This window comes from Kitasatospora sp. NPDC058048 (assembly GCF_042885555.1).
In the GTDB taxonomy this organism is placed as follows: Bacteria; Actinomycetota; Actinomycetes; order Streptomycetales; family Streptomycetaceae; genus Kitasatospora; species Kitasatospora lactacystinica.
In genome coordinates, this window is record NZ_JBHVRT010000028.1 from 65,045 (window position 1) to 85,119 (window position 20,075).

Genomic DNA, 20,075 nt, shown 5'->3' on the forward strand with positions numbered 1-20,075 from the left:
GCCGCGGGCCGGCCCCGCCGCCACCCGTCGCGCCCTTGTCCGTACTCTGCGTAGCCACGTCAACGTCCGTTCCTGCCGATTCCACTACCGGCCACCGATCCTATGGCCCGGCACCGACAAAAAGGACGCCGCGCCGGTTCGACCACAGCTGCTACCTATGAGTAGGACGGTCGTACGATCACAGGCGGCACATCCCCCCAGCAGATCCCAGCGGCAGGAGTTCCCCCATGACCGATGCGGCCCCCGGCACCGCACCCCTCGACGCCCCCGACACCACTCCCGGCACCGCCCCCGTCCTGAACGTCCCGCAGGACGTGCTGGACCACTTCGCCAAGCTCGGCGTGAACCCGGAGACCTTCTCGGGCGGCCACCTCGGCGACAAGCTCGGCATCCGGATCGTCGAGGCCTCCGGCGACCGCGTGGTCGGCACCATGCCGGTGGAGGGCAACCAGCAGCCGTACGGGCTGCTGCACGGCGGCGCGTCGGCGGCGCTGGCCGAGACGCTGGGCTCGATCGGGGCGATGCTGCACGCCGGTCCCGGCCGGTACGCGGTCGGTGTGGACCTCAACGCGACCCACCACCGCTCGGCCACCTCCGGGCTGGTGACCGGGGTGGCGACGGCCGTGTTCAAGGGCCGCACCGCGGCCACCTACGAGATCGCGATCACCGACGACACCGGCCGGCGGATCACCAGCTGCCGACTGACCTGCATGCTGCGCGACCTCTGACGGCGGCTCCGACCGCGCCGTCCCGCCCGACAACGTCCCTACCGGACCGGCGAGTTCACTCCGGACAACATCAAGTCCCTTTTCCGCCCCCTTGTTTGACCTTCCGCCACCCTGGGCAGGCGTTGGTCTGGACAAGGGGGCCTTCGCATGTCCGGGCGCGGTCGGCGCAAACCCGCCCCTGTAACGCTGCGTAACAAGTAGGAAATCCGATCAATTGCCGGTTCCGAGGCCCGCGGGCGCCCCGGGATCATCCGGTCGCGCCCTCCTTGTCCGAAATCCGGACGCTCAAGGTCGAAAGCAGGGCATCGGACACAGGTGTCCGATTATCGGCGCTGCCAGCTGCAACCCCCATTTCTGGGCCTTACATCGCCCTACCAGCGCGTAAACGCCCGGCATCGCGGGATCGATCGAGCCAGAACGACCACATCGTGAGACAAATGCTCCGTGTGCTCATAACAAGAGAATCACAGCCTGCCCTCAGCACTGCCCGAGCCGCCCAACGGCATCTAGAGTCACGGCCAGTCACCGCGCCATTCGATTGGGCCAGGCCCTCCGCGCACTCCGGCTCCCGCCATTCAGGCGCGGGCGCCTCCTGAACCGAAGGGGACCCTCGTGCGTCATCGTTCAGCAGTTGTCGTGAGCATTGCCGTGATCGGCGCCCTCAGCCTCAGCGCCTGCGGCTCCCGCGGAGAGAAGAAGGCCGACGGCGGCACCTCCAACTCCGGCTCCACCACCGTCGTCATCGGCGTCGACGCCCCGCTCACCGGCGACCTCTCCGCCCTCGGCCTCGGCATCCGCAACTCCGTCGACCTCGCGATCAAGAAGGCCAACGAGGCCAACGAGGTCCCCGGCGTCAAGTTCGAGATCAAGGCCCTGGACGACACCGGCAAGCCCGCCCCCGGCCAGCAGAACGCCACCCAGCTGGTCGGCGACTCCAAGGTCCTCGGCGTCGTCGGCCCGCTCAACTCCAGCGTGGCCCAGTCGATGCAGCAGATCTTCGACGACGCCTCCCTGGTCGAGGTCTCCCCCGCCAACACCGGCGTCGCCCTCAGCCAGGGCGAGAAGTGGGCCAGCGGCGAGAAGAAGCGCCCGTTCACGTCCTACTTCCGCACCGCCACCACCGACGCCGTCCAGGGCCCGTTCGCCGCCCAGTTCCTCTACACCGACGCCAAGAAGACCAAGGTCTTCCTGATCGACGACCAGAAGACCTACGGCGCGGGCCTGGCCGGCACCTTCAAGGGCGAGTTCACCAAGCTCGGCGGCCAGCTGGTCGGCGAGGAGCACGTCAACCCCGACGACCGCGACTTCGCCGCCATCGTCACCAAGGTCAGGAGCTCCGGCGCCGAGGCCGTCTACTACGGCGGCGAGTACCCCGCGGCCGGCCCGCTCTCCCTCCAGCTCAAGGAGGCCGGCGTCAACATCCCGCTGATGGGCGGCGACGGCATCCAGAGCGGCGACTTCATCAAGCTCAACCCCAAGAGCCAGGGCGACTACGCCACCGCCGTCGGCCTGCCCGTCGAATCCCTCGACACCGCCAAGAAGTTCATCGCCGACTACAAGACCGCCGGCTACAAGGACGCCTACGAGACCTACGGCGGCTACTCCTACGACAGCGCCTGGGCCATCATCCAGGGCGTCAAGCAGGCCGTGAAGGACAACAACGGCAAGGTCCCCGACCGCAAGGCCGTCCGCGACGCCGTCCAGAAGGTCAGCTTCGACGGCGTGACCGGCAAGGTCTCCTTCGACGAGTTCGGCGACACCACCAACAAGCAGCTCACCGTCTACACCGTCAAGGACGGCAAGTGGGCCGTGGAGAAGTCCGGCACCTTCAAGGGCTGACGCCCAGTCACCACCAGCACCACCAGCGCCACTTCACCACCACCGCGCGCGGGGGCGCCACGAGTGCCCCCGCGCGCACCCACATCCACCACCCACGCGGACACCCCCGAACGCACTACGGAGGCCCAGCGGTGCACGACCTACCGCAGCAGCTGGCCAACGGCCTGATCCTCGGCGCCCTCTACGGACTCGTCGCGATCGGCTACACGATGGTCTACGGCATCGTCCAGCTCATCAACTTCGCCCACGGCGAGATCGTCATGGTCGGCGGCTTCGGCGCCCTGACCGCCTACCTCGCCCTCCCCGGCGGCACCACCCTGTGGCTGGCCCTGCCGCTCATGCTGATCGCCGGCATCCTGGTCTCCACCCTCACCGCCGTCGCCGCCGAGCGCTTCGCCTACCGCCCCCTGCGCAACGCCCCCCGACTGGCCCCGCTGATCACCGCGATCGGGCTGTCCATCTTCCTCCAGCAGCTCGTCTTCTCCTTCTACCCGGACGCCAAGAAGGCCCGGGTCTTCCCCAAGCTCCCCGGCGACCCGTTCAGCCTCGGCTCCGTCACCATCCAGCGCAGCGACCTCTTCCTGATCATCGCCGCCCCGCTGTGCATGCTCGCCCTCGGCTGGTTCGTCACCCGCACCCGCTCCGGACGCGCCATGCAGGCCACCAGCCAGGACCCGGACACCGCCAAGCTGATGGGCATCGACACCGACCGCATCATCGTCATGGCCTTCGCCATCGGCGCCGCGTTCGCCGCCGTCGCCGCCGTCGCCTACGGGCTGCGCAGCGGCCAGGTCGACTTCCGGATGGGCTTCATCCTCGGCCTCAAGGCCTTCACCGCCGCCGTCCTCGGCGGCATCGGCAACATCTACGGCGCCATGCTCGGCGGCCTCGCCCTCGGCCTCGCCGAAGCCCTCGCCACCGGGTACATCCAGCACCTGCCCGGCATGCACCTCTTCGGAGGCGGCGCCTGGAAGGACGTCTGGGCGTTCGTACTCCTCATCCTCGTGCTCCTGATCCGGCCCCAGGGCCTGCTCGGCGAGCGCGTCGCGGACAGGGCGTGACCACCATGACCACCACCCGCACCGAAACGACCCCGGTCATCCCGCTGCCGGCCCGCGCCGCCGCCGCCGTCACCGCACTCGGCGCCCTCGCCACCGCCGCCTCCGCCGCCATGTCCTGGACCTGGACCTCCGACTTCCCCGGCGACCTCACGTACTACGGCTCCCCGGCCGGCCTCCAGTGGCTCGCCCTCGCCGCCGGGCTGCTCGCCCTCGTCCTGCTGCTCGCCGCCCAGGGCGTCCCCGGACTGCGCTGGGCCGCCCCCACCCGCAGCAACAACGCCGTCCTGTTCGCCGCCACCGGCGCCCTCGCCGTCGCCGTCTACGCGGTCGCCGCCGTCTCCGCCGAACTCGGCGGCCTCGCCAACCTCGAACCCGGCGGCTGGGTGCTCGCCGCGGGCGGCCTGCTCGCCGTCCTCGGCGCCCTCGCCCTGCCGCTCGACCGCCGCACCGCCGTCCCGCTGCGGATCCTCGACAAGCGCCTCTTCCTGCTCGTCCCGGTCGCCCCCGCCGCCTGGTTCGGCGCCCACGCCGTCCCCACGGACAAGCCGGTCGCCCCGGTCCTGACCGCCCTCGCCGGCGGCCTCGCCATCGCCGCCGGCGCCGTCCTGCTGCTCCAGCTCGGCCACCTCGCCAACAGCGCACTGCGGCTGGGCCGGATCGACCGCCCGCTGGCCGCAGCGCGGGAGCTCCCCTCCTGGGCCGAGGTGCTGCTGATCGTCCTCGCCTTCGGCACCGGACTGTTCGCGATCACCTTCGGCATCGACACCGAGTACGGCGAACTCTTCACCGGCTACCTGCTGTTCGTCGCCTTCGCCGTCCCCGCCCTGGCCAAGTCCGGCCTGCTCGCCCGGCTGCGCGCGCTGACCGTCAAGCACCGCCCGGTCACCACCGGCGCCGCCTTCGCCGCCGCCGCCGGCTTCCCGTTCACCCAGACCAGCGACCAGTACACCTCGGTCGCCACCAACATCCTGATCTTCGCCACCGTCGCCCTCGGCCTCAACATCGTCGTCGGCCTGGCCGGCCTGCTCGACCTCGGGTACGTCGCCTTCCTCGGCGTCGGCGCCTACGCCGCCGCCCTGGTCTCCGGCTCCCCCGCCTCGCCCATCCACGTCCAGTTCCCGTTCTGGGCCGCGATGCTCACCGGCGCCGTCGTCTCGATGATCTTCGGCGTCCTGATCGGCGCCCCCACCCTGCGACTGCGCGGCGACTACCTCGCCATCGTCACCCTCGGGTTCGGCGAGATCTTCCGCATCACCATGCTCAACCTCAACGGCACCACCGGCCCCAAGGTCACCAACGGCTCCAACGGCATCCCGCGCATCCCCGACCTGGAGATCCTCGGCTTCGACCTCGGCAAGCCGCACACCGTCCTCGGCGTCGAACTCGGCCGCTTCTCCAACTACTACCTGCTGATGCTGCTCGTCACCGCCGTCGTCGTGCTGGTCTTCGCCCGGGTCGGCGACTCCCGCATCGGCCGCGCCTGGGTCGCCATCCGCGAGGACGAGACCGCCGCCGAGGCCATGGGCATCAACGGCTTCCGGCTCAAGCTGCTCGCCTTCGCCCTCGGCGCCCTGCTGGCCGGCCTGGCCGGCACCGTCCAGGCCCACGTCAGCTACACCGTCACCCCCGACCAGTACACCTTCGCCGAAGCCCTCCCGCCGAACTCCGCCTTCCTGCTCGCCGCGGTCATCCTCGGCGGCATGGGCACCATCAGCGGCCCGCTGGCCGGCGCCACCCTGCTCTTCCTCATCCCCAAGAAGCTCGAATTCCTCGCCGACTACCAGCTCCTCGCCTTCGGCGCCGCCCTCATCGTCCTGATGCGGGTGCGCCCCGAAGGCCTCATCCCCAACCGGCGCCGGCAGCTGGAGTTCCACGAGGCCGCCCTCCCGGCCCAGGCCACCGGCGAGCCGACCGCACTCACCAAGGCAGGGGCGTGACCGACCCGATGACCACCACCGCCGCACCCCTGCTCGAAGTCACCGGCGTCACCATGCGCTTCGGCGGCCTCACCGCCGTCAACGACGTCTCCCTGACCGTCGGCGAAGGCGAGATCATCGGTCTCATCGGCCCCAACGGCGCCGGCAAGACCACCTTCTTCAACTGCCTCACCGGCCTGTACGTCCCCACCGAGGGCGCCGTCCGCTTCCGCGACACCCTGCTGCCGCCCAAGCCCCACCTGGTCACCCAGGCCGGCATCGCCCGCACCTTCCAGAACATCCGGCTGTTCGCCAACATGACCGTCCTGGAGAACGTCCTGGTCGGCCGGCACACCCGCACCAGGGAAGGCATCTTCTCCGCCATCCTGCGCGGCCCCGGCTACCACCGCGCCGAAGCGCAGAGCCGCGAGAAGGCCATGGAACTCCTGGAGTTCACCGGCCTCGCCGAGAAGGCCGACCACCTCGCCCGCAACCTGCCCTACGGCGAGCAGCGCAAGCTGGAGATCGCCCGCGCCCTCGCCTCCGAACCCGGCCTGCTGCTGCTCGACGAACCCACCGCCGGCATGAACCCCCAGGAGACCCGGGCCGCCGAGGAACTCGTCTTCGCGATCCGCGACAAGGGCGTCTCCATCCTCGTCATCGAGCACGACATGCGCTTCATCTTCAACCTCTGCGACCGCACCGCGGTCCTCGTCCAGGGCCAGAAGATCGTCGAGGGCGACCGCGAGACCGTCCAGAACGACGAACGCGTCATCACCGCCTACCTGGGCGCCCCGCTCGAAGGCACCACCCCGGCTGTTCCGGAGAACGTTACGGAGACCGACCAGTGACCGCACTCCTCGAGGTCGAGGACCTCCGCGTCGCCTACGGCAAGATCGAGGCCGTCAAGGGCATCGGCTTCACCGTCGAACAGGGCGAGGTCACCACCCTCATCGGCACCAACGGCGCGGGCAAGACCACCACCCTGCGCACCCTGTCCGGCCTGCTCAAGCCCACCGCCGGGCGGATCACCTTCGACGGCCAGGACCTCTCGACCGTCCCCGCGCACAAAATCGTCGCCCTCGGCCTCGCCCACTCCCCCGAGGGACGGCACATCTTCCCCCGGATGACCATCGAGGAGAACCTCCTCCTCGGCGCCTTCCTGCGCACCGACGCCGCCGGCATCACCGCCGACGTCGAACGGGCCTACGGCCTGTTCCCGATCCTCGGCGAACGCCGGCGCCAGGCCGCCGGCACGCTCTCCGGCGGCGAACAGCAGATGCTCGCGATGGGACGGGCGCTGATGTCCCGGCCCAAGCTGCTGATGCTGGACGAACCCTCGATGGGGCTCTCGCCGCTGATGATGCAGAAGATCATGTCCACCATCGTGGAACTGAAGTCCTCCGGTACGACCATCCTCCTGGTCGAGCAGAACGCCCAGGCGGCGCTGTCCCTGTCCGACCGGGGGTACGTCATGGAGACCGGCCGCATCGTCCTCTCCGGAACCGGGCCCGACCTCCTGCACGACGAGTCCGTCCGCAAGGCCTACCTCGGCGAGGACTGAGCCCGTGCACACGTCGAAGGGCCCGGCAGAAACGTTCTGCCGGGCCCTTCCCGTACCACTTACTCGCCCTTGGCCTCGTCCGCCTTCTTGCGGTCCTGGGCCTCGCCCTCCTCGATGACCGCCTCGGCCACCGCGGCCATCGTCATCCGGCGGTCCATCGAGGTCTTCTGGATCCACCGGAAGGCGGCCGGCTCGTTCAGCCCGAACTTGGTCTGCAGCACACCCTTCGCCCGGTCCACCAGCTTCCGGGTCTCCAGCCGCTGGCTGAGGTCCCCGATCTCCTTCTCCAGCGCCCGCATCTCGGCGTACCGGGAGACCGCCATCTCGATCGCCGGCACCAGGTCCGACTTCGAGAACGGCTTGACGATGTACGCCATCGCCCCGGCGTCCCGCGCCCGGTCCACCAGCTCCCGCTGCGAGAACGCCGTCAGCATCAGGACCGGCGCCAGGTGCTTGTCGTGGATCTGCTCGGCCGCGGAGAGCCCGTCCAGCACCGGCATCTTCACATCGAAGATCGCCAGATCCGGCTTCAGCTCCTCCACCAGCCGCACCGCCGTCTCCCCGTCACCGGCCTCACCGACGACGGTGTACCCCTCCTCCTCGAGCATCTCCTTGAGGTCGAGGCGGATCAGCGCCTCGTCCTCGGCGATCACAATCCGGGTGATCTGGGGCATATCGGTCTCAAGCGGCTGCGCCTGCTCGTCGGCGGTGCTCACGGGGCTCCTAGTTCCGGCGGGGTACTGCATGCACGAGGGTACCTAGACACGGTATGTTTGAGTCAGTCGGTCGGGCCCCTGGGCTTCGATTCGTAGGCCCCGATAGCCCAATTGGCAGCAGGCAATGGTCTCAAACACCATACAGTGTGGGTTCGAATCCCACTCGGGGCACTTTTCCTTCAAATCAAAGGAAGCCGCCACTCAGGCAATGGTTGGCGATCTTCACCGGTTCGAGTGGACTTTCGACCATTCGCCCGACCGGTCCGGAACATTCGCACACGCTCGGCACCATGCACGAGTTCTCCGTTCGCGAACAAGCTGTCCATCTCCTGCGGCGTGGAGCCGGCACCGCTGAGACAGCTCGTCGACTCGGCCTTCCCATTGGCACGGTCTCCTGGTGGAAGCACCGCGATCTGGCCAAACGCGGCGGGCTCCCAGGCCGCAGGCGCTCCCCTTGCCTGCACTGCTACGGCGACGATCTCGACCGCCCCGCGTACTCGTACCTGCTCGGGCTCTACCTGGGCGACGGTCACATCAGCCACCCGAAGCAGCACCGGACCGCCAGTCTGTTCATAGCCTGCGACGACAAGTGGCCCGGAATCATGGACGCCGTCGAGGCGGCCATGAGGCAGGTCTTCCCTACCCTCACCCCTTGCCGCGTTCGGCGCCCCGGCTGCCACAACGTCAAGGTGTACTCGAAGCACCTGCCGTGCTACTTCCCGCAGCACGGCCCCGGCAAGAAGCACGAGCGCACCATGGCCCTGGAGCCCTGGCAGCAGGAGATCGTCGACGCCCACCCCTGGGCGTTCCTGCGCGGCCTGATCCACTCCGACGGCTGCCGCATCACCAACTGGACGACCAGGACGGTCGACGGCGTGGTCCGCCGCTACGAATACCCGCGTTACTTCTTCACCAACACCTCGACCGACATCATCGGCCTCTTCACCGCCGCCCTCGACGCCGTCGGCGTCCAATGGAAGGCCTCGCTCCCCCGCCCCACCGGCCAGGTCAACATCTCCGTCGCCCGCAAGGACTCCGTCGCCCTCATGGACGTCCACATCGGGCCCAAGTACTGACAGCGGCATGTACGACACGGCCACGCGGCAACGGGCGCTCGAACTCCACGGATCCGGGCTGACCTTCAGCCAGGTCAGCCGCGCGACCGGAATATCCCGGTCCTCGATCCGCGAGTGGGCATCCGGTGCCGTCCCCAGCCCCCGCATGAGCGCCGAATGCCCGCTCCGAGACGGCCGACTCGATCCCTCGCGCCCGCACGCCGACTACGCCTACCTCCTCGGCCTCTACCTCGGAGACGGCTGCATTAGTGAGGGCCGCCGCAGTGTCTACGCCCTCCGCATCGCCTGCTGCGACACCTGGCCCGGCCTCATCGAGGAGTGCGTGCGGGCCGTCTCCGCCGTCATGCCGCACAACAAGGTCAACCGTGTCCACGCGCCGGGCTGCACGAGCGTCGTCAGCACCAGCAAGCACTGGCCCTGCCTCTTCCCCCAGCACGGCCCCGGCCCGAAGCACCTGCGGCCGATCGTCCTCGCCCCCTGGCAGCAGGCGATCGTGGACGCCCACCCCTGGGCGTTCCTGCGCGGCCTGATCCACTCCGACGGGTGCCGCATCACCAACTGGGCGACCCGTACGGTCGGCGGCGCCACGAAGCGCTACGAGTACCCCCGGTACTTCTTCACCAACACCTCCACCGACATCATCGGCCTCTTCACCGCCACCCTCGACGCCGTCGGCGTCCGGTGGAAGGCCGCTGCGCGCGCCACCGGCGCGACGAACATCTCCGTCGCCCGCAAGGACTCCCTCGCCCTCATGGACGTCCACATCGGACCCAAGTACTGACAGCGGCGCGGCCCGTGGAAGGGCCGCGCCGCCGGGAGCCTCAGGCGTCCAGCGTTCCCACGTGGTGGACGCGGACGAGGTTGGTGGAGCCGGCCAGGCCGGGGGGTGAACCCGCCGTGATGACGACGATGTCGCCCTTCTGGCAGCGGCCGAGCGACAGGAGTGCCGCGTCGACCTGTTCGACCATCTGGTCGGTGGTCGGGGCGAACGGGCCGAGGAAGGTCTCCACGCCCCAGGTGAGGGCGAGTTGGCTGCGTACGGCCGGTTCGTAGGTGAAGGCGAGCACCGGGATGGGCGAGCGGTAGCGGGTGAGCCGGCGGGCGGTGTCGCCGGACTGGGTGAAGGCGATCAGGTACTTGGCGTGCAGGAAGTCGCCGATCTCGGCGGCCGCGCGGGCGACGGCGCCGCCCTGGGTCCGCGGCTTGCTGCCGGTGGTGAGCGGCGGGAGGCCCGCGGCCAGGATGTCGTTCTCGGCGGCCTCGACGATCCGGGCCATGGTCTTGACGGTCTCGACCGGGTACTTGCCGACCGAGGTCTCCCCGGAGAGCATCACCGCGTCCGTCCCGTCCAGGACGGCGTTGGCGACGTCGGAGGCCTCGGCGCGGGTCGGCCGGGAGGTGTTGATCATCGAGTCGAGCATCTGGGTCGCGACGATGACCGGCTTGGCGTTGCGGCGGGCGAGCTTGATGGCGCGCTTCTGGACCAGCGGGACCTGTTCGAGGGGCATCTCCACGCCCAGGTCGCCGCGGGCCACCATGATCCCGTCGAAGGCGTCGACGACGGACTCCAGGTTCTCCACCGCCTGCGGCTTCTCGATCTTGGCGATGACCGGGACCCGGCGGCCCTCCTCCGCCATGATCCGGTGGACGTCCTCGACGTCCCGCCCGCTGCGGACGAAGGAGAGCGCGATGAGGTCGGCCCCGGTGCGCAGCGCCCACCGCAGGTCGGCGACGTCCTTGTCGCTGAGTGCGGGGACGGAGACGGCGACGCCGGGGAGGTTGAGGCCCTTGTGGTCGGAGACCAGGCCGCCTTCGATGACCAGGCAGCGCACGTGCGGCCCGTCGACGGCGACGACCTCCAGGGTGACCCGGCCGTCGTCGACCAGGATGCGCTCGCCGCGGCTGACGTCTCCGGCGAGCCCGGAGTAAGTGGTTCCGCAGCGGTCCTTGTCCCCCACGACGCCGTTGTCGGTGGAGATGGTGAACTCGTCGCCGCGTTCGAGAAGTACGGGTCCGTGGGCGAAGGTGTCGAGCCGGATCTTCGGGCCTTGAAGGTCGACGAGGATGCCGACGCTGCGGCCGGTCTCGTCGGCGGCCTTGCGGACGCGGCGGTAGCGTTCCTCGTGCTCGGTGTGCGAGCCGTGACTGAGGTTCAGTCGGGCGATGTCCATCCCGGCGTCGACCAGGGACTTGATCTGGTCGTACGAGTCGGTGGCGGGCCCGAGGGTACAGACGATTTTTGCTCGGCGCATAGTGCTGAGACTAGGCATTACCGGCGCGTAACCACGACGCGGGTCCGGACTGCGGGATGACCGTTGCGGTAAGGCGAGTTGAACAATCTGACACATCCTCGGACCGCTGTGCGAGCGCCCCGCTCCACGTCGCCGCCGCGCGCCGCCCGTACGCCTCCCGCGCCTCCCGCGCCACCTGCCGATGCGATTCCGTGAAGGGGTGTTCACCCCTGGTTCACCGCCGCTTCCGCCGCCGCTCCCCGCCCGGCGGGACGCTCGTCACCCCCGGGTGGATGCCGGGGCGCTCCGGGTCACCACCCGGACGATGGAGCGGACGAGGGGGAGGCGTTCGGCATGCGACGCGCACTGGGGGTGGTTGCGGCCCTGGCCCTGCTGGGCGGGGTCGCCTTCGCGCTGATCCCCGACGACCCGAAGAAGGACACCACCGAAACGGTCACCGTCACCGGCCTGATCGGCTCGGAGAAGCGCGCCTTCTTCGAGAACGACGACGTCAAGGCCGAGTTGGCGAAGCAGGGCCTGGTGGTCCGGACGGACTCCACCGGCTCCTGGACGATGAGCGACCAGGCGGGCAAGACGCCGGGGCTGGACTTCGCCTTCCCGGCGAGTTCGGCACCGGCGCGGGAGATCCAGCGCATCTGGAAGCTGCAGGACTCCCCGATGGTCCCGTTCTACTCGCCGCTGGTGATCGTGGCGCACGAGTCGGTGGCCAAGGTCCTGAAGGAGAACAAGCTGGCCGACCTGGACGCCGTCACCGGGGTCTGGACGTTCCGGATGGACGAGTACGTCAACGCACTGAAGGGCAACCGCCGTTGGGAGGACCTGACCGGCGCGGGCGCCCATCCCGAGCTGTCCGGCCAGCTCTTCGTGACCACCACCGATCCGGAGAGCTCGTCCTCGGGCGCGATGTACCTCGCGCTGCTCTCCTACATCGCCAACAACCACCAGGTGGTGTCGGACGACGCCGGCGTCGCCGCCGTCAAGGACGTCCTGTACAAGGCGAACGCGCTGCAGGGCATCCAGAAGAGCAGCAGCGACGAGCCGTTCCGGGACTTCGGCGCGGGGATCGGCAGCCCGCTGATCTTCGCGTACGAGTCGCAGGCCGCCGCCCTGTCGCTGCAGGGCAAGCCCACCGGGGACATGGTGGTGCTGTACCCGGACACCACGGTCTACTCGGACCACACCGTCGTGGCCCACACCGACAACGGCCGCAAGCTCGCCGACGTCCTCCAGAACGACGAGGTGCTCCGCGGCCTGGAGGCCCGGTTCGGGCTCCGGCCGCAGGCCGCACCGGAGGCCTTCGCGAACCTGATGCGGGAGAAGAAGCCGACTTTCGCACCCGATCTGACCGCGGCCAAGGTCAAGCAGGCGACCCTGCCCTCGCTGGACAACCTGCTCAAGCTGACCACCGCGGCGAAGGGGACCAAGTGACCATCCCGATGAAGCGCCGCGGCTGGCTCACGGCCGCGCTGGCCGCCGTGCTGGCCGCGGCCACCGCCTGCACCTCCTCCGGTGGCGGCGACAGCCCCGCCCCGAAGCCCACCGACCCGCCCGCCGAGACCGCCCGCCCGGGCGTGCTGCGCGTCCTGGCGGGCAGTGAACTCCAGGACCTGGCACCGGTCCTGGAGGATGCCCGGAAGGCCACCGGGGTGACCGTGCAGTTCTCCTGGACGGGCACCCTGGACGGCGCCGACGCCGTCTCCTCGGGCCGGGCCGACGGCAAGTACGACGCCGTGTGGTTCCCGTCGAACCAGTACCTGCGGCTCGATCCGGCCGGCAAGTCCAAGGTGGTCTCCGAGACCCCGGTGATGGTGTCGCCGGTGGCGATCGGGGTGCGTTCCTCGGCGCTCGGCGAACTCGGCTGGGGCGACGGTTCCAAGGTCACCTGGGCGCAGGTCGGCGCGGCGGCGGCGGCCGGAAAGCTGCCGTACGGGATGGCCGACCCGTCCCGCTCCAACTCGGGCTTCTCCACCCTCGTCGCGGTGGCCTCGGCCTTCTCCGGCGCGGGCGCGGCGCTGACCGACGCGGACGTGCAGAAGGCGGGTCCGCAGCTGAAGGAGTTCTTCAAGGGCCAGAAGCTGACCTCGGGCTCCTCCGGCTGGCTGGCGCAGGCGTACGCCCGGGCCGAGTCGGGCACGGTGAGCGCGCTGGTGAACTACGAGTCGGTGCTGCTGTCGCTGAACCGGACGCTGCCGCCGCAGCAGCAGCTGACGGTGGTGCGGCCGGCGGACGGCGTGGTGTCGGCGGACTACCCGCTGTCGCTGATGTCCTCCGCCGCGCAGGAGCAGCGGGACTCCTTCCAGCGGCTGGCCGCGTACCTGCTCAAGGAGGACGTGCAGAAACGGATCTCCGAGACGACGCTGCGCCGACCGGTGACGGCGGGCGCGGCCCCGGCCGCCGGGCTGCCCGCGGACCGCCGCCGGGAGCTGCCGTTCCCGGGCACCCGGGCGGTCGCGGACGGCCTGCTGGCCTCGTACCAGAACGAGCTGCGCCGCCCGTCCAGGACGGTGTACGTGCTGGACACCTCGGGCTCGATGGAGGGCTCGCGGATCGCCGCGCTGAAGAGCGCGCTGGGCCGGCTGACCGGGGCGGACGACACCCGCGGGACGCGCCGTTTCCGGGACCGCGAGGAGATCACGCTGCTCTCCTTCGCCTCCGCGGTGAAGTGGACCAAGACCCACGTGGTGCCGGCCACCGGCAGCCGGCCGGGCCCGGAGACGGAGCTGGCGTCGATCGACGCGGACGTGCAGTCGCTGGCCGCCTCGGGCGGGACGGCGGTGTACTCCTCGCTGGAGGAGGCGTACCGGGTGATCGAGCGTCAGCAGGCGGCGGCCGGCGACGACCGGTTCACCTCGATCGTGCTGATGACGGACGGGGAGAGCAACGCCGGTGCGACGGACGGCGACTTCAAGCGCTTCCACGACGCGCTGCCGGCCGGGGAGAAGTCGATCCCGGTGTTCCCGATCAAGTTCGGGGAGGCGGCGGTGGGTCAGCTCCAGGGGATCGCGGACCTGAGCGGCGGCAAGCTGTTCGACGGTACGGGCTCGCTGGACGGGGTGTTCGAGGAGATCCGTGGCTACCAGTGACGGGTTCGGCCCCCGGGTGCTGCGCTACCTGGAGTCGGCCCGGAACCTGGTCGGCTGCGCCGGTGGCGCGGTCGGCCTGGGGCTGCACTTCGCCGGACTGGGCGGGGTCTGGTGGCCGGGGGTCGTGGTCGGGCTGTACGGGGTGGGCGCGCTGCTGACGCCCGCCCCGAGGCCCCGCGAGGGGGCCGGGATCGGACCGGGGCCCGGGGCGGGCGCGGGGATCGGCACCGGAACGGGCACGGGGACGGGAGCGGGGACGGCCCTCGGCGGCGCCGAGGCCTCCGGGGCGCGCTCGCCGGAAGGGGCGCACCCGCTGGAAGGGGCGCCCGCGCACGGGCGCGGGGAGCCGGAGCGCGGGGAGCCGAGGCCCCCGGCGCCCGAGCGGCCCCCCGCGCCCGACCCGGAGCTGGTGGCGCTGGCCGCCTACCTGGACAGCGTGCCGCTGCCGCCCTCCGCCGGGGTGGACGGCCTGCTGGCAGCGCTGCGGGCGGCCGGCCCGGGCCCGGTGGCGGAGCGGATCGTCCGGCACCGGCTGCCGGTCGCGGTGGCCGGTTACCTGCGGGCGCGGACCTGGCAGCCGTGGGCGGGGCCGGACGATCCGGACCCGGCGCTCCGGCTGGGCCACGAGGTCGACCGGCTCATGGGCGAATTGTCCTGACCTGCCGTCCTGACCCGCCGTCCGCCGACCGACCCCCGTCCTCCGTCGGCCGGCCCTACCACCCTGGACCTCCCCCGTTCCCGTCACGAACGAGTCGCCAAGATCTCACCTCTTGGACAGGTCCGGGGGCTATCCACCACCCCGGGCCGCACGGCACACTTCTACGCGCGTCCTTCTACGCGCGTCGACGCGTACACGCGCACTTGCCAACGAAAGCCAGTTGACGGTCCATCCGCCGTCGTTCCCACTCGGGAGAGTCGTCCATGCCCCTGAACCGCCGTGACTTCGTCACCCGGTCCGCCGCCACCGCCGCCGGCGCCGCCCTGGCCGGTGGCGCCACCCTGGCCGCCGCCCCCTCCGCCGCGGCCGCCCAGCCGGACACGGCGGCCGCCAAGGGCCAGCAGCGCCAGCCGAACAAGCAGGCCTTCACCGTCATGGGCACCACCGATCTGCACGGCCGGGTGCTCAACTGGGACTACTTCACCGACGCCGAGTACAGCGACAAGGCCCACAACGCGGTCGGCCTCGCCAAGATCTCCACGCTGGCCAACCAGGTGCGCGAGGAGAAGGGCTGGAACCGCTGCCTGCTGATCGACTCGGGCGACACCATCCAGGGCACCCAGCTGTCCTACTACTACGCCCGGATCGAGTCGATCGACACCGAGGCCGACACCGTGCCGGACCACCCGATGGCCGTCGCCATGAACCTCATGGAGTACGACGCCGCCGCGCTCGGCAACCACGAGTTCAACTACGGCATCCCGCTCCTGAAGGCCTACCAGGACCAGCTGGAGTTCCCGCTGCTCGGCGCCAACGCGCTGAACGCGAAGAACGAGAAGCCGGCCTTCAAGCCGTACGTGATCAAGGAGCTGCGGCTGGGCGGCGGCCGCCCGGTGAAGGTCGGCATCCTCGGCCTCACCAACCCGGGCATCGCGATCTGGGACAAGGCCAACGTCAGCGGCAAGATGGTCTTCCCCGGCATCGTCGAGACCGCCGCCGCCTGGGTGCCGAAGATGAAGGCCGCCGGCGCGGACGTCATCGTGGTCTCCTCGCACTCCGGCTGCGACGAGGCGACCACCTGGGGCGACCAGCTGCCCTGGGCCGAGAACGCCTCGGTGGCCCTGGCGGAGACCGTCCCCGACATCGACGCGGTGCTGGTGGGCCACGCCCACAAGGAGATCGCGCAGCGCCTGGTCGTCAACAAGAAGACCGGCCGGACGGTCGTGCTCTCCGAGCCGCTCTGCTACGGCCAGCGGCTGACCTGCTTCGACTTCGAGGTCGAGTTCGCGGCCGGCGCCTGGAAGGTCTCCTCGGTCTCCGCGCGACTGCTGAACTCCAACACCGTGCCGGAGAACCCGGAGATCACCAACGCGATCGCCGGGCAGCACAAGAAGGTCGTCGCGTACGTCAACCAGAACATCGGCACCAGCAAGATCGAGCTGTCGATCGCCGACGCCCGCTTCAAGGCCACCCCGATCATCGACCTGATCGGCAAGGTCCAGGCCGACGCCGTCAAGGCCGCGCTGGCGGGCGGGCAGTACGCCAAGCTCCCGGTGCTGGCCCAGGCCGCCCCGTTCAACCGCACCGCGCTGATCCCGTCCGGCCAGGTCAAGCTGCGCGACGCCGCGGGCCTCTACATCTACGAGAACACCCTGGAGGCCCGCGTCCTGACGGGCGCCCAGCTCAAGGACTACCTGGAGTACTCGGTCAAGTACTACAACCAGCTCGCCCCGGGCGCCCCGGTCGACAAGGAGGCCCTGACCGGCGCCGAGGCCACCCCGGACTACAACTACGACTCGGTCTACGGCCTGAGCTACGACATCGACATCGCCCAGCCGAAGGGCTCGCGGATCGTCAACCTGTCCTTCCAGGGCAAGCCGATCGACCCGGCCGCCGAGTTCGTCTTCGCCGTCAACAACTACCGGGCCAACGGCGGCGGCAACTTCCCGCACGTCGCCAAGGCCAAGATGGTCTGGTCGAACTCCGACGAGATCCGCAACACCATGATCGCCTGGGTGAAGGCCAAGGGCACCATCGACCCCGCCGAGTTCTTCACCGACTCCTGGCGCCTCGTCCGCGCCGGCCAGCCGGTCTTCTGACCGACACCCCCGCCGAAAGGCCGTCGCCCCGCCGGCGACGGCCTTTCGGCCTGCCCGGTGGAAGAATGACGCCATGAGCGAGTTCCAGATCCCAGACCGCCACGCCCGGCTGCTGGCCTACGCGCAGAGTCTGACGCCTCCCAACGGGTGGAAGATCGAGATCTCCGGCGACGAGATCATCATGATGGCCGGCCCCTCGGTGATCCACCAGCGCAACCTGCTGCTCATCCGCAGGCAGTTCGAGGCCCACGAACCCGCCGACCTGATGCCGAGCGAGAACACCGACCTCGCCTCCCCGAACGTCGGCAAGCTGCGCAACCCCGACCTGACCTACATCCCCCTCTCGGCGCTGGAGGAGGGCGGCAACCAGGTCCCCGCCGAGCAGGCGGCCATCGCCGTGGAGATCGTCTCCCCGTCGAACCCGGAGAACGACCTGGTCGGCAAGGTCCGCGACTACCCGCTGATGGCCATCCCGCTGTACCTGGTGATCGATCCCCGCGAGGGCGACCTGACGCTCTACTCCGAGCCCTCAGGCAGCGGCTACCACCAGCGGTGGAACGGCAAGTTCGGTGACCGTGTGCCGCTCCCGGCCCCGTTCGGCTTCGAGCTCGCCACCGACACCCTGCTCCGTTACCCCGCCTGAGACCACGGGCCTCCCGGCGACTGCCGCCGGGAGGCCCTCCGTGTCTTCGGGAACCCCCGGTCAGAACGGGAAGACCGCGCGCTCGTGCTGGACGGAGATCCACTTCAGCGTGGTGAAGGCGTCCACCGTGGACTCGCCGTTGAGGCGGCCGACGCCGGAGTTCTTCTCGCCGCCGAAGGGCACGCCCGGCTCGTCGGCGATGGTGCCGCCGTTGACGTGGATCATGCCCGTCTCGATCCGCTGGGCGAGCTTCACGCCGCGCTCGACGTTCGCGGTGTGCACCGCGCCGCTGAGCCCGAACGGCGTGTTGTTGGCGAGCCGCACGGCCTCGTCCTCGCCGTCGAAGGGCACCAGCAGCACGACCGGGCCGAAGAGTTCGTTCCGCAGGATCGGCGCGTCCTCGGCGAGGCCGGTGAGCACGGTCGGCGCCATCAGGCTGCCGACCGTGGTGCCGCGCAGCAGCGCGGTGGCGCCGGCCGCGAGCGCCTGGTCGACCTGGGCGTCGAGGGCGCCGGCCTGGACGGGGTTGATCAGCGGGCCGATGTGGGTGGCCGGGTCCCTCGGGTCGCCGACGGTGAGCGAGGCGACCTTGGCGACGAACTTCTCGGTGAACTCGGCCTCGACGCGGCGGTCCACCAGCACCCGGTTGGCGGCCATGCAGACCTGTCCCTGGTGGACGAAGCGGCTGAACACCGCGGCGTCCACGGCGTGGTCCACGTCGGCGTCGTCGAGCACGATCAGCGCGCTGTTGCCGCCGAGCTCCAGGACCGTCCGCTTGAAGTGCGCGGCGGCGACGGTAGCGACGTGCCGGCCGACGCTGTCGGACCCGGTGAAGGAGATCACCTTGGGCACCGGGTGCTCCAGGAAGCTGTCGCCGATCTCGGCGATGTCGGTGATCACCACGTTCAGCAGGCCGGGCGGCAGCCCCGCGTCCTCGAAGAGCTTCGCGATCAGTCCGCCGCCGACGACCGGGGTCTCCTGGTGCGGCTTGAGGACGACGCCGTTGCCGAGCGCGAGGGCCGGGGCGACGGCCTTGAGCGCCAGGAACAGCGGGAAGTTGAAGGGGCTGATCACGCCCACGACGCCGACCGGCAGCCGGTAGAGCCGGTTCTCCCGACCCTGGGCGGGCGAGGCCAGCAGCCGGCCCTCGGAGGCCACCGACAGGTGCAGGCACTCCCGCAGCACGTCCTTGACGAGCGACAGCTCGAAGCCCGCCTTCAGCGCGGTGCCGCCGAGTTCCGCCATGATCGCCGGGACGATCTCCGGCTCGCGCTCCTCCAGCAGCCGCAGCGCGCGCTCGAAGACCAGCCGCCGCTGGTACGGGTTGGCGGCGGCCCATGCCTTCTGGGCGCGCTCGGCGGCACGGTAGGCCCGGTCGACCTCGGCGCCGGTGGCGACGGTGATGGTGGCGAGCTTGTCGCCGGTGTAGGGGTCGACGTCGACGATGTCCCAGGAGCCGCTGCCGCTGCACCACTCGCCGTCGATGTACTGCAGCGCCAACTCGGAGAAGTACGACATCTGTTCCCTCTCATACACCGACCTGATGGGAAGTCATCGTACTGACGAATTACAACTCCTGACGCATCGCGTACAGCAGGTTCCGGGTCGGTTCCGGGCTGAGGCTGTCCGCGACCAGGTCGTCCATCGCGTGCCGGTACTCGGCCACCTCGGCGGGCTTGTCGAGGTAGAGCGCGGTGGTGAACTGCTCCAGGTACACCACGTCCGCCAACTCGGCCTCGGCGAAGCCCAGGACGGTGAAGGCGCCGCTCTCCGCGCTCAGCCCGGCGTTGCCCAGCGGCAGCACCTGGAGCCGGACGTTGGGCAGCTCGCCGAGCTCCAGCAGCCGGTCCAGCTGGCCGCGCATCAGCTCCGGCCCGCCCCAGGGCCGGCGCAGCGCGGCCTCGTCCAGGACGGCGACCAGCTGCGGCGCCCGCTCGGCGGTCAGCACCGCCTGCCGCTTGAGCCGGACGTCGACCCGGCGCTCGATCTCCTCCGGTCCGTGGACGTGGCCGCCGGCGGTGACCACGGCCCGGGCGTAGTCGGCGGTCTGGAGCAGCCCGTGGACGAACTGGACCTCGTAGCTGCGGATCTCGGCCGCGGCCTCCTCCAGCCCCAGGTAGTTCTGGAACCAGCCGGGCAGCACGTCCCCGTACTCGTGCCACCAGGAGCTGACGTTGGCGTCGCGCAGCAGTCCGAGGACGGTGGCCCGCTCCTGGTCGGCCTCGACCCCGTACAGGGTCAGCAGGTCGGCCACATCGCGTTCCTTGAAGCCGACCCGGCCGAGCTCCATCCGGCTGATCTTGGACTCGGAGGCGCGGATCGAGTACCCGGCCTCCTCCCGACTGACGCCTCTGGCCTCGCGGAGTTTGCGCAGCTGGGTGCCGAGCAGCAGACGCCGTACGGTGGCGCCCCCGCCTGCCTGAGTCGTGCCCATCGAAGT

17 protein-coding genes and 1 tRNA gene are annotated in these 20,075 nt (G+C 70.3%); 14 read left to right on the plus strand and 4 right to left on the minus strand.

All coding sequences use genetic code 11. From position 1 onward, the window contains the following. Positions 1–227 precede the first annotated feature (227 nt). From ACFVVA_RS26965 to ACFVVA_RS26990, 6 genes are all read left to right on the plus strand, one after another. Entirely contained in the window at positions 228–728 is a 501-nt protein-coding gene (locus tag ACFVVA_RS26965) for a PaaI family thioesterase (RefSeq protein ID WP_387693413.1), read from the plus strand. Positions 729–1,340: 612 nt separating this feature from the next. Continuing rightward, positions 1,341–2,567 carry a branched-chain amino acid ABC transporter substrate-binding protein gene (locus tag ACFVVA_RS26970; RefSeq protein WP_359914208.1) on the plus strand — a complete coding sequence of 409 codons (1,227 nt, stop codon included), beginning with the start codon at positions 1,341–1,343 and terminating at the stop codon, positions 2,565–2,567. Positions 2,568–2,698: 131 nt separating this feature from the next. Then, the gene (locus tag ACFVVA_RS26975) at positions 2,699–3,628 is read left to right on the plus strand and encodes a branched-chain amino acid ABC transporter permease (protein ID WP_359819021.1); all 930 of its coding nucleotides are present in this window, start codon (positions 2,699–2,701) and stop codon (positions 3,626–3,628) included. A gap of 5 nt (positions 3,629–3,633) precedes the next feature. Then, positions 3,634–5,565, plus strand: coding sequence for a branched-chain amino acid ABC transporter permease (locus ACFVVA_RS26980; RefSeq protein ID WP_387693454.1), 1,932 nt, complete (start codon positions 3,634–3,636; stop codon positions 5,563–5,565). 8 nt (positions 5,566–5,573) lie between these two features. Next, the gene (locus tag ACFVVA_RS26985; protein ID WP_387693455.1) at positions 5,574–6,395 is read left to right on the plus strand and encodes an ABC transporter ATP-binding protein; all 822 of its coding nucleotides are present in this window, start codon (positions 5,574–5,576) and stop codon (positions 6,393–6,395) included. Then, complete coding sequence (locus ACFVVA_RS26990) at positions 6,392–7,108, plus strand: ABC transporter ATP-binding protein (RefSeq protein WP_359914214.1); 717 nt, start codon at positions 6,392–6,394, stop codon at positions 7,106–7,108. The genes ACFVVA_RS26985 and ACFVVA_RS26990 overlap by 4 nt, the downstream gene beginning before the upstream one ends. Positions 7,109–7,167: 59 nt before the next feature. Here the strand turns inward: ACFVVA_RS26990 and ACFVVA_RS26995 are convergent, their stop codons facing one another. Next, positions 7,168–7,782, minus strand: a complete 615-nt coding sequence (locus ACFVVA_RS26995) for a response regulator (RefSeq protein WP_359914233.1) — start codon at positions 7,780–7,782, stop codon at positions 7,168–7,170. Between the two features lie 138 nt (positions 7,783–7,920). Between ACFVVA_RS26995 and ACFVVA_RS27000 the strand changes: the two genes are divergently transcribed. The 3 genes from ACFVVA_RS27000 to ACFVVA_RS27010 all read left to right on the plus strand — a co-directional run bounded on the left by ACFVVA_RS27000 (position 7,921) and on the right by ACFVVA_RS27010 (position 9,681). After that, a tRNA-Leu gene (locus ACFVVA_RS27000) sits at positions 7,921–7,995 on the plus strand. 119 nt (positions 7,996–8,114) lie between these two features. Further along, positions 8,115–8,900 carry a helix-turn-helix domain-containing protein gene (locus ACFVVA_RS27005; protein ID WP_387693414.1) on the plus strand — a complete coding sequence of 262 codons (786 nt, stop codon included), beginning with the start codon at positions 8,115–8,117 and terminating at the stop codon, positions 8,898–8,900. 7 nt (positions 8,901–8,907) lie between these two features. After that, entirely contained in the window at positions 8,908–9,681 is a 774-nt protein-coding gene (locus ACFVVA_RS27010) for a transcriptional regulator (RefSeq protein WP_387693415.1), read from the plus strand. A gap of 40 nt (positions 9,682–9,721) precedes the next feature. Here the strand turns inward: ACFVVA_RS27010 and pyk are convergent, their stop codons facing one another. Continuing rightward, positions 9,722–11,152, minus strand: a complete 1,431-nt coding sequence (gene pyk / locus ACFVVA_RS27015; protein ID WP_380632655.1) for a pyruvate kinase — start codon at positions 11,150–11,152, stop codon at positions 9,722–9,724. Between the two features lie 333 nt (positions 11,153–11,485). Between pyk and ACFVVA_RS27020 the strand changes: the two genes are divergently transcribed. The 5 genes from ACFVVA_RS27020 (at position 11,486) to ACFVVA_RS27040 (ending at position 17,635) form a co-directional block, all read left to right on the plus strand. After that, the gene (locus ACFVVA_RS27020) at positions 11,486–12,580 is read left to right on the plus strand and encodes a hypothetical protein (protein WP_387693417.1); all 1,095 of its coding nucleotides are present in this window, start codon (positions 11,486–11,488) and stop codon (positions 12,578–12,580) included. A gap of 8 nt (positions 12,581–12,588) precedes the next feature. After that, positions 12,589–14,235: an extracellular solute-binding protein gene (locus ACFVVA_RS27025; protein WP_387693456.1), complete on the plus strand. Its 1,647-nt coding sequence runs from the start codon at positions 12,589–12,591 to the stop codon at positions 14,233–14,235. Further along, positions 14,222–14,893, plus strand: coding sequence for a hypothetical protein (locus tag ACFVVA_RS27030; protein ID WP_387693418.1), 672 nt, complete (start codon positions 14,222–14,224; stop codon positions 14,891–14,893). The genes ACFVVA_RS27025 and ACFVVA_RS27030 overlap by 14 nt, the downstream gene beginning before the upstream one ends. Before the next feature lie 263 nt (positions 14,894–15,156). After that, positions 15,157–16,992 (plus strand): bifunctional metallophosphatase/5'-nucleotidase, encoded by a 1,836-nt coding sequence (locus ACFVVA_RS27035; RefSeq protein ID WP_387693419.1) that lies wholly within the window; start codon positions 15,157–15,159, stop codon positions 16,990–16,992. 73 nt (positions 16,993–17,065) lie between these two features. Continuing rightward, positions 17,066–17,635 carry a Uma2 family endonuclease gene (locus tag ACFVVA_RS27040; RefSeq protein WP_387693420.1) on the plus strand — a complete coding sequence of 190 codons (570 nt, stop codon included), beginning with the start codon at positions 17,066–17,068 and terminating at the stop codon, positions 17,633–17,635. 60 nt (positions 17,636–17,695) lie between these two features. Here ACFVVA_RS27040 and ACFVVA_RS27045 read toward each other — a convergent pair whose 3' ends face one another. Both ACFVVA_RS27045 and ACFVVA_RS27050 read right to left on the minus strand, forming a co-directional pair. Continuing rightward, complete coding sequence (locus tag ACFVVA_RS27045) at positions 17,696–19,153, minus strand: aldehyde dehydrogenase family protein (RefSeq protein ID WP_387693457.1); 1,458 nt, start codon at positions 19,151–19,153, stop codon at positions 17,696–17,698. 49 nt (positions 19,154–19,202) lie between these two features. Continuing rightward, entirely contained in the window at positions 19,203–20,069 is an 867-nt protein-coding gene (locus ACFVVA_RS27050) for a helix-turn-helix transcriptional regulator (RefSeq protein ID WP_359910170.1), read from the minus strand. Positions 20,070–20,075: the final 6 nt, after the last annotated feature.

Excerpts from the sequence above, each read along its gene's own strand:
- ACFVVA_RS26965 (WP_387693413.1), top strand. The coding sequence starts at position 228 with ATGACCGATGCGGCCCCCGGCACCGCACCCCTCGACGCCCCCGACACC.
- ACFVVA_RS26980 (WP_387693454.1), top strand. The coding sequence starts at position 3,634 with ATGACCACCACCCGCACCGAAACGACCCCGGTCATCCCGCTGCCGGCC.
- ACFVVA_RS26985 (WP_387693455.1), top strand. The coding sequence starts at position 5,574 with ATGACCACCACCGCCGCACCCCTGCTCGAAGTCACCGGCGTCACCATG.
- ACFVVA_RS26995 (WP_359914233.1), bottom strand. The coding sequence starts at position 7,782 with ATGCCCCAGATCACCCGGATTGTGATCGCCGAGGACGAGGCGCTGATC.
- ACFVVA_RS27005 (WP_387693414.1), top strand. The coding sequence starts at position 8,115 with ATGCACGAGTTCTCCGTTCGCGAACAAGCTGTCCATCTCCTGCGGCGT.
- ACFVVA_RS27010 (WP_387693415.1), top strand. The coding sequence starts at position 8,908 with ATGTACGACACGGCCACGCGGCAACGGGCGCTCGAACTCCACGGATCC.
- pyk (WP_380632655.1), bottom strand. The coding sequence starts at position 11,152 with ATGCGCCGAGCAAAAATCGTCTGTACCCTCGGGCCCGCCACCGACTCG.
- ACFVVA_RS27020 (WP_387693417.1), top strand. The coding sequence starts at position 11,486 with ATGCGACGCGCACTGGGGGTGGTTGCGGCCCTGGCCCTGCTGGGCGGG.
- ACFVVA_RS27025 (WP_387693456.1), top strand. The coding sequence starts at position 12,589 with ATGAAGCGCCGCGGCTGGCTCACGGCCGCGCTGGCCGCCGTGCTGGCC.
- ACFVVA_RS27035 (WP_387693419.1), top strand. The coding sequence starts at position 15,157 with ATGCCCCTGAACCGCCGTGACTTCGTCACCCGGTCCGCCGCCACCGCC.
- ACFVVA_RS27040 (WP_387693420.1), top strand. The coding sequence starts at position 17,066 with ATGAGCGAGTTCCAGATCCCAGACCGCCACGCCCGGCTGCTGGCCTAC.
- ACFVVA_RS27045 (WP_387693457.1), bottom strand. The coding sequence starts at position 19,153 with ATGTCGTACTTCTCCGAGTTGGCGCTGCAGTACATCGACGGCGAGTGG.
- ACFVVA_RS27050 (WP_359910170.1), bottom strand. The coding sequence starts at position 20,069 with ATGGGCACGACTCAGGCAGGCGGGGGCGCCACCGTACGGCGTCTGCTG.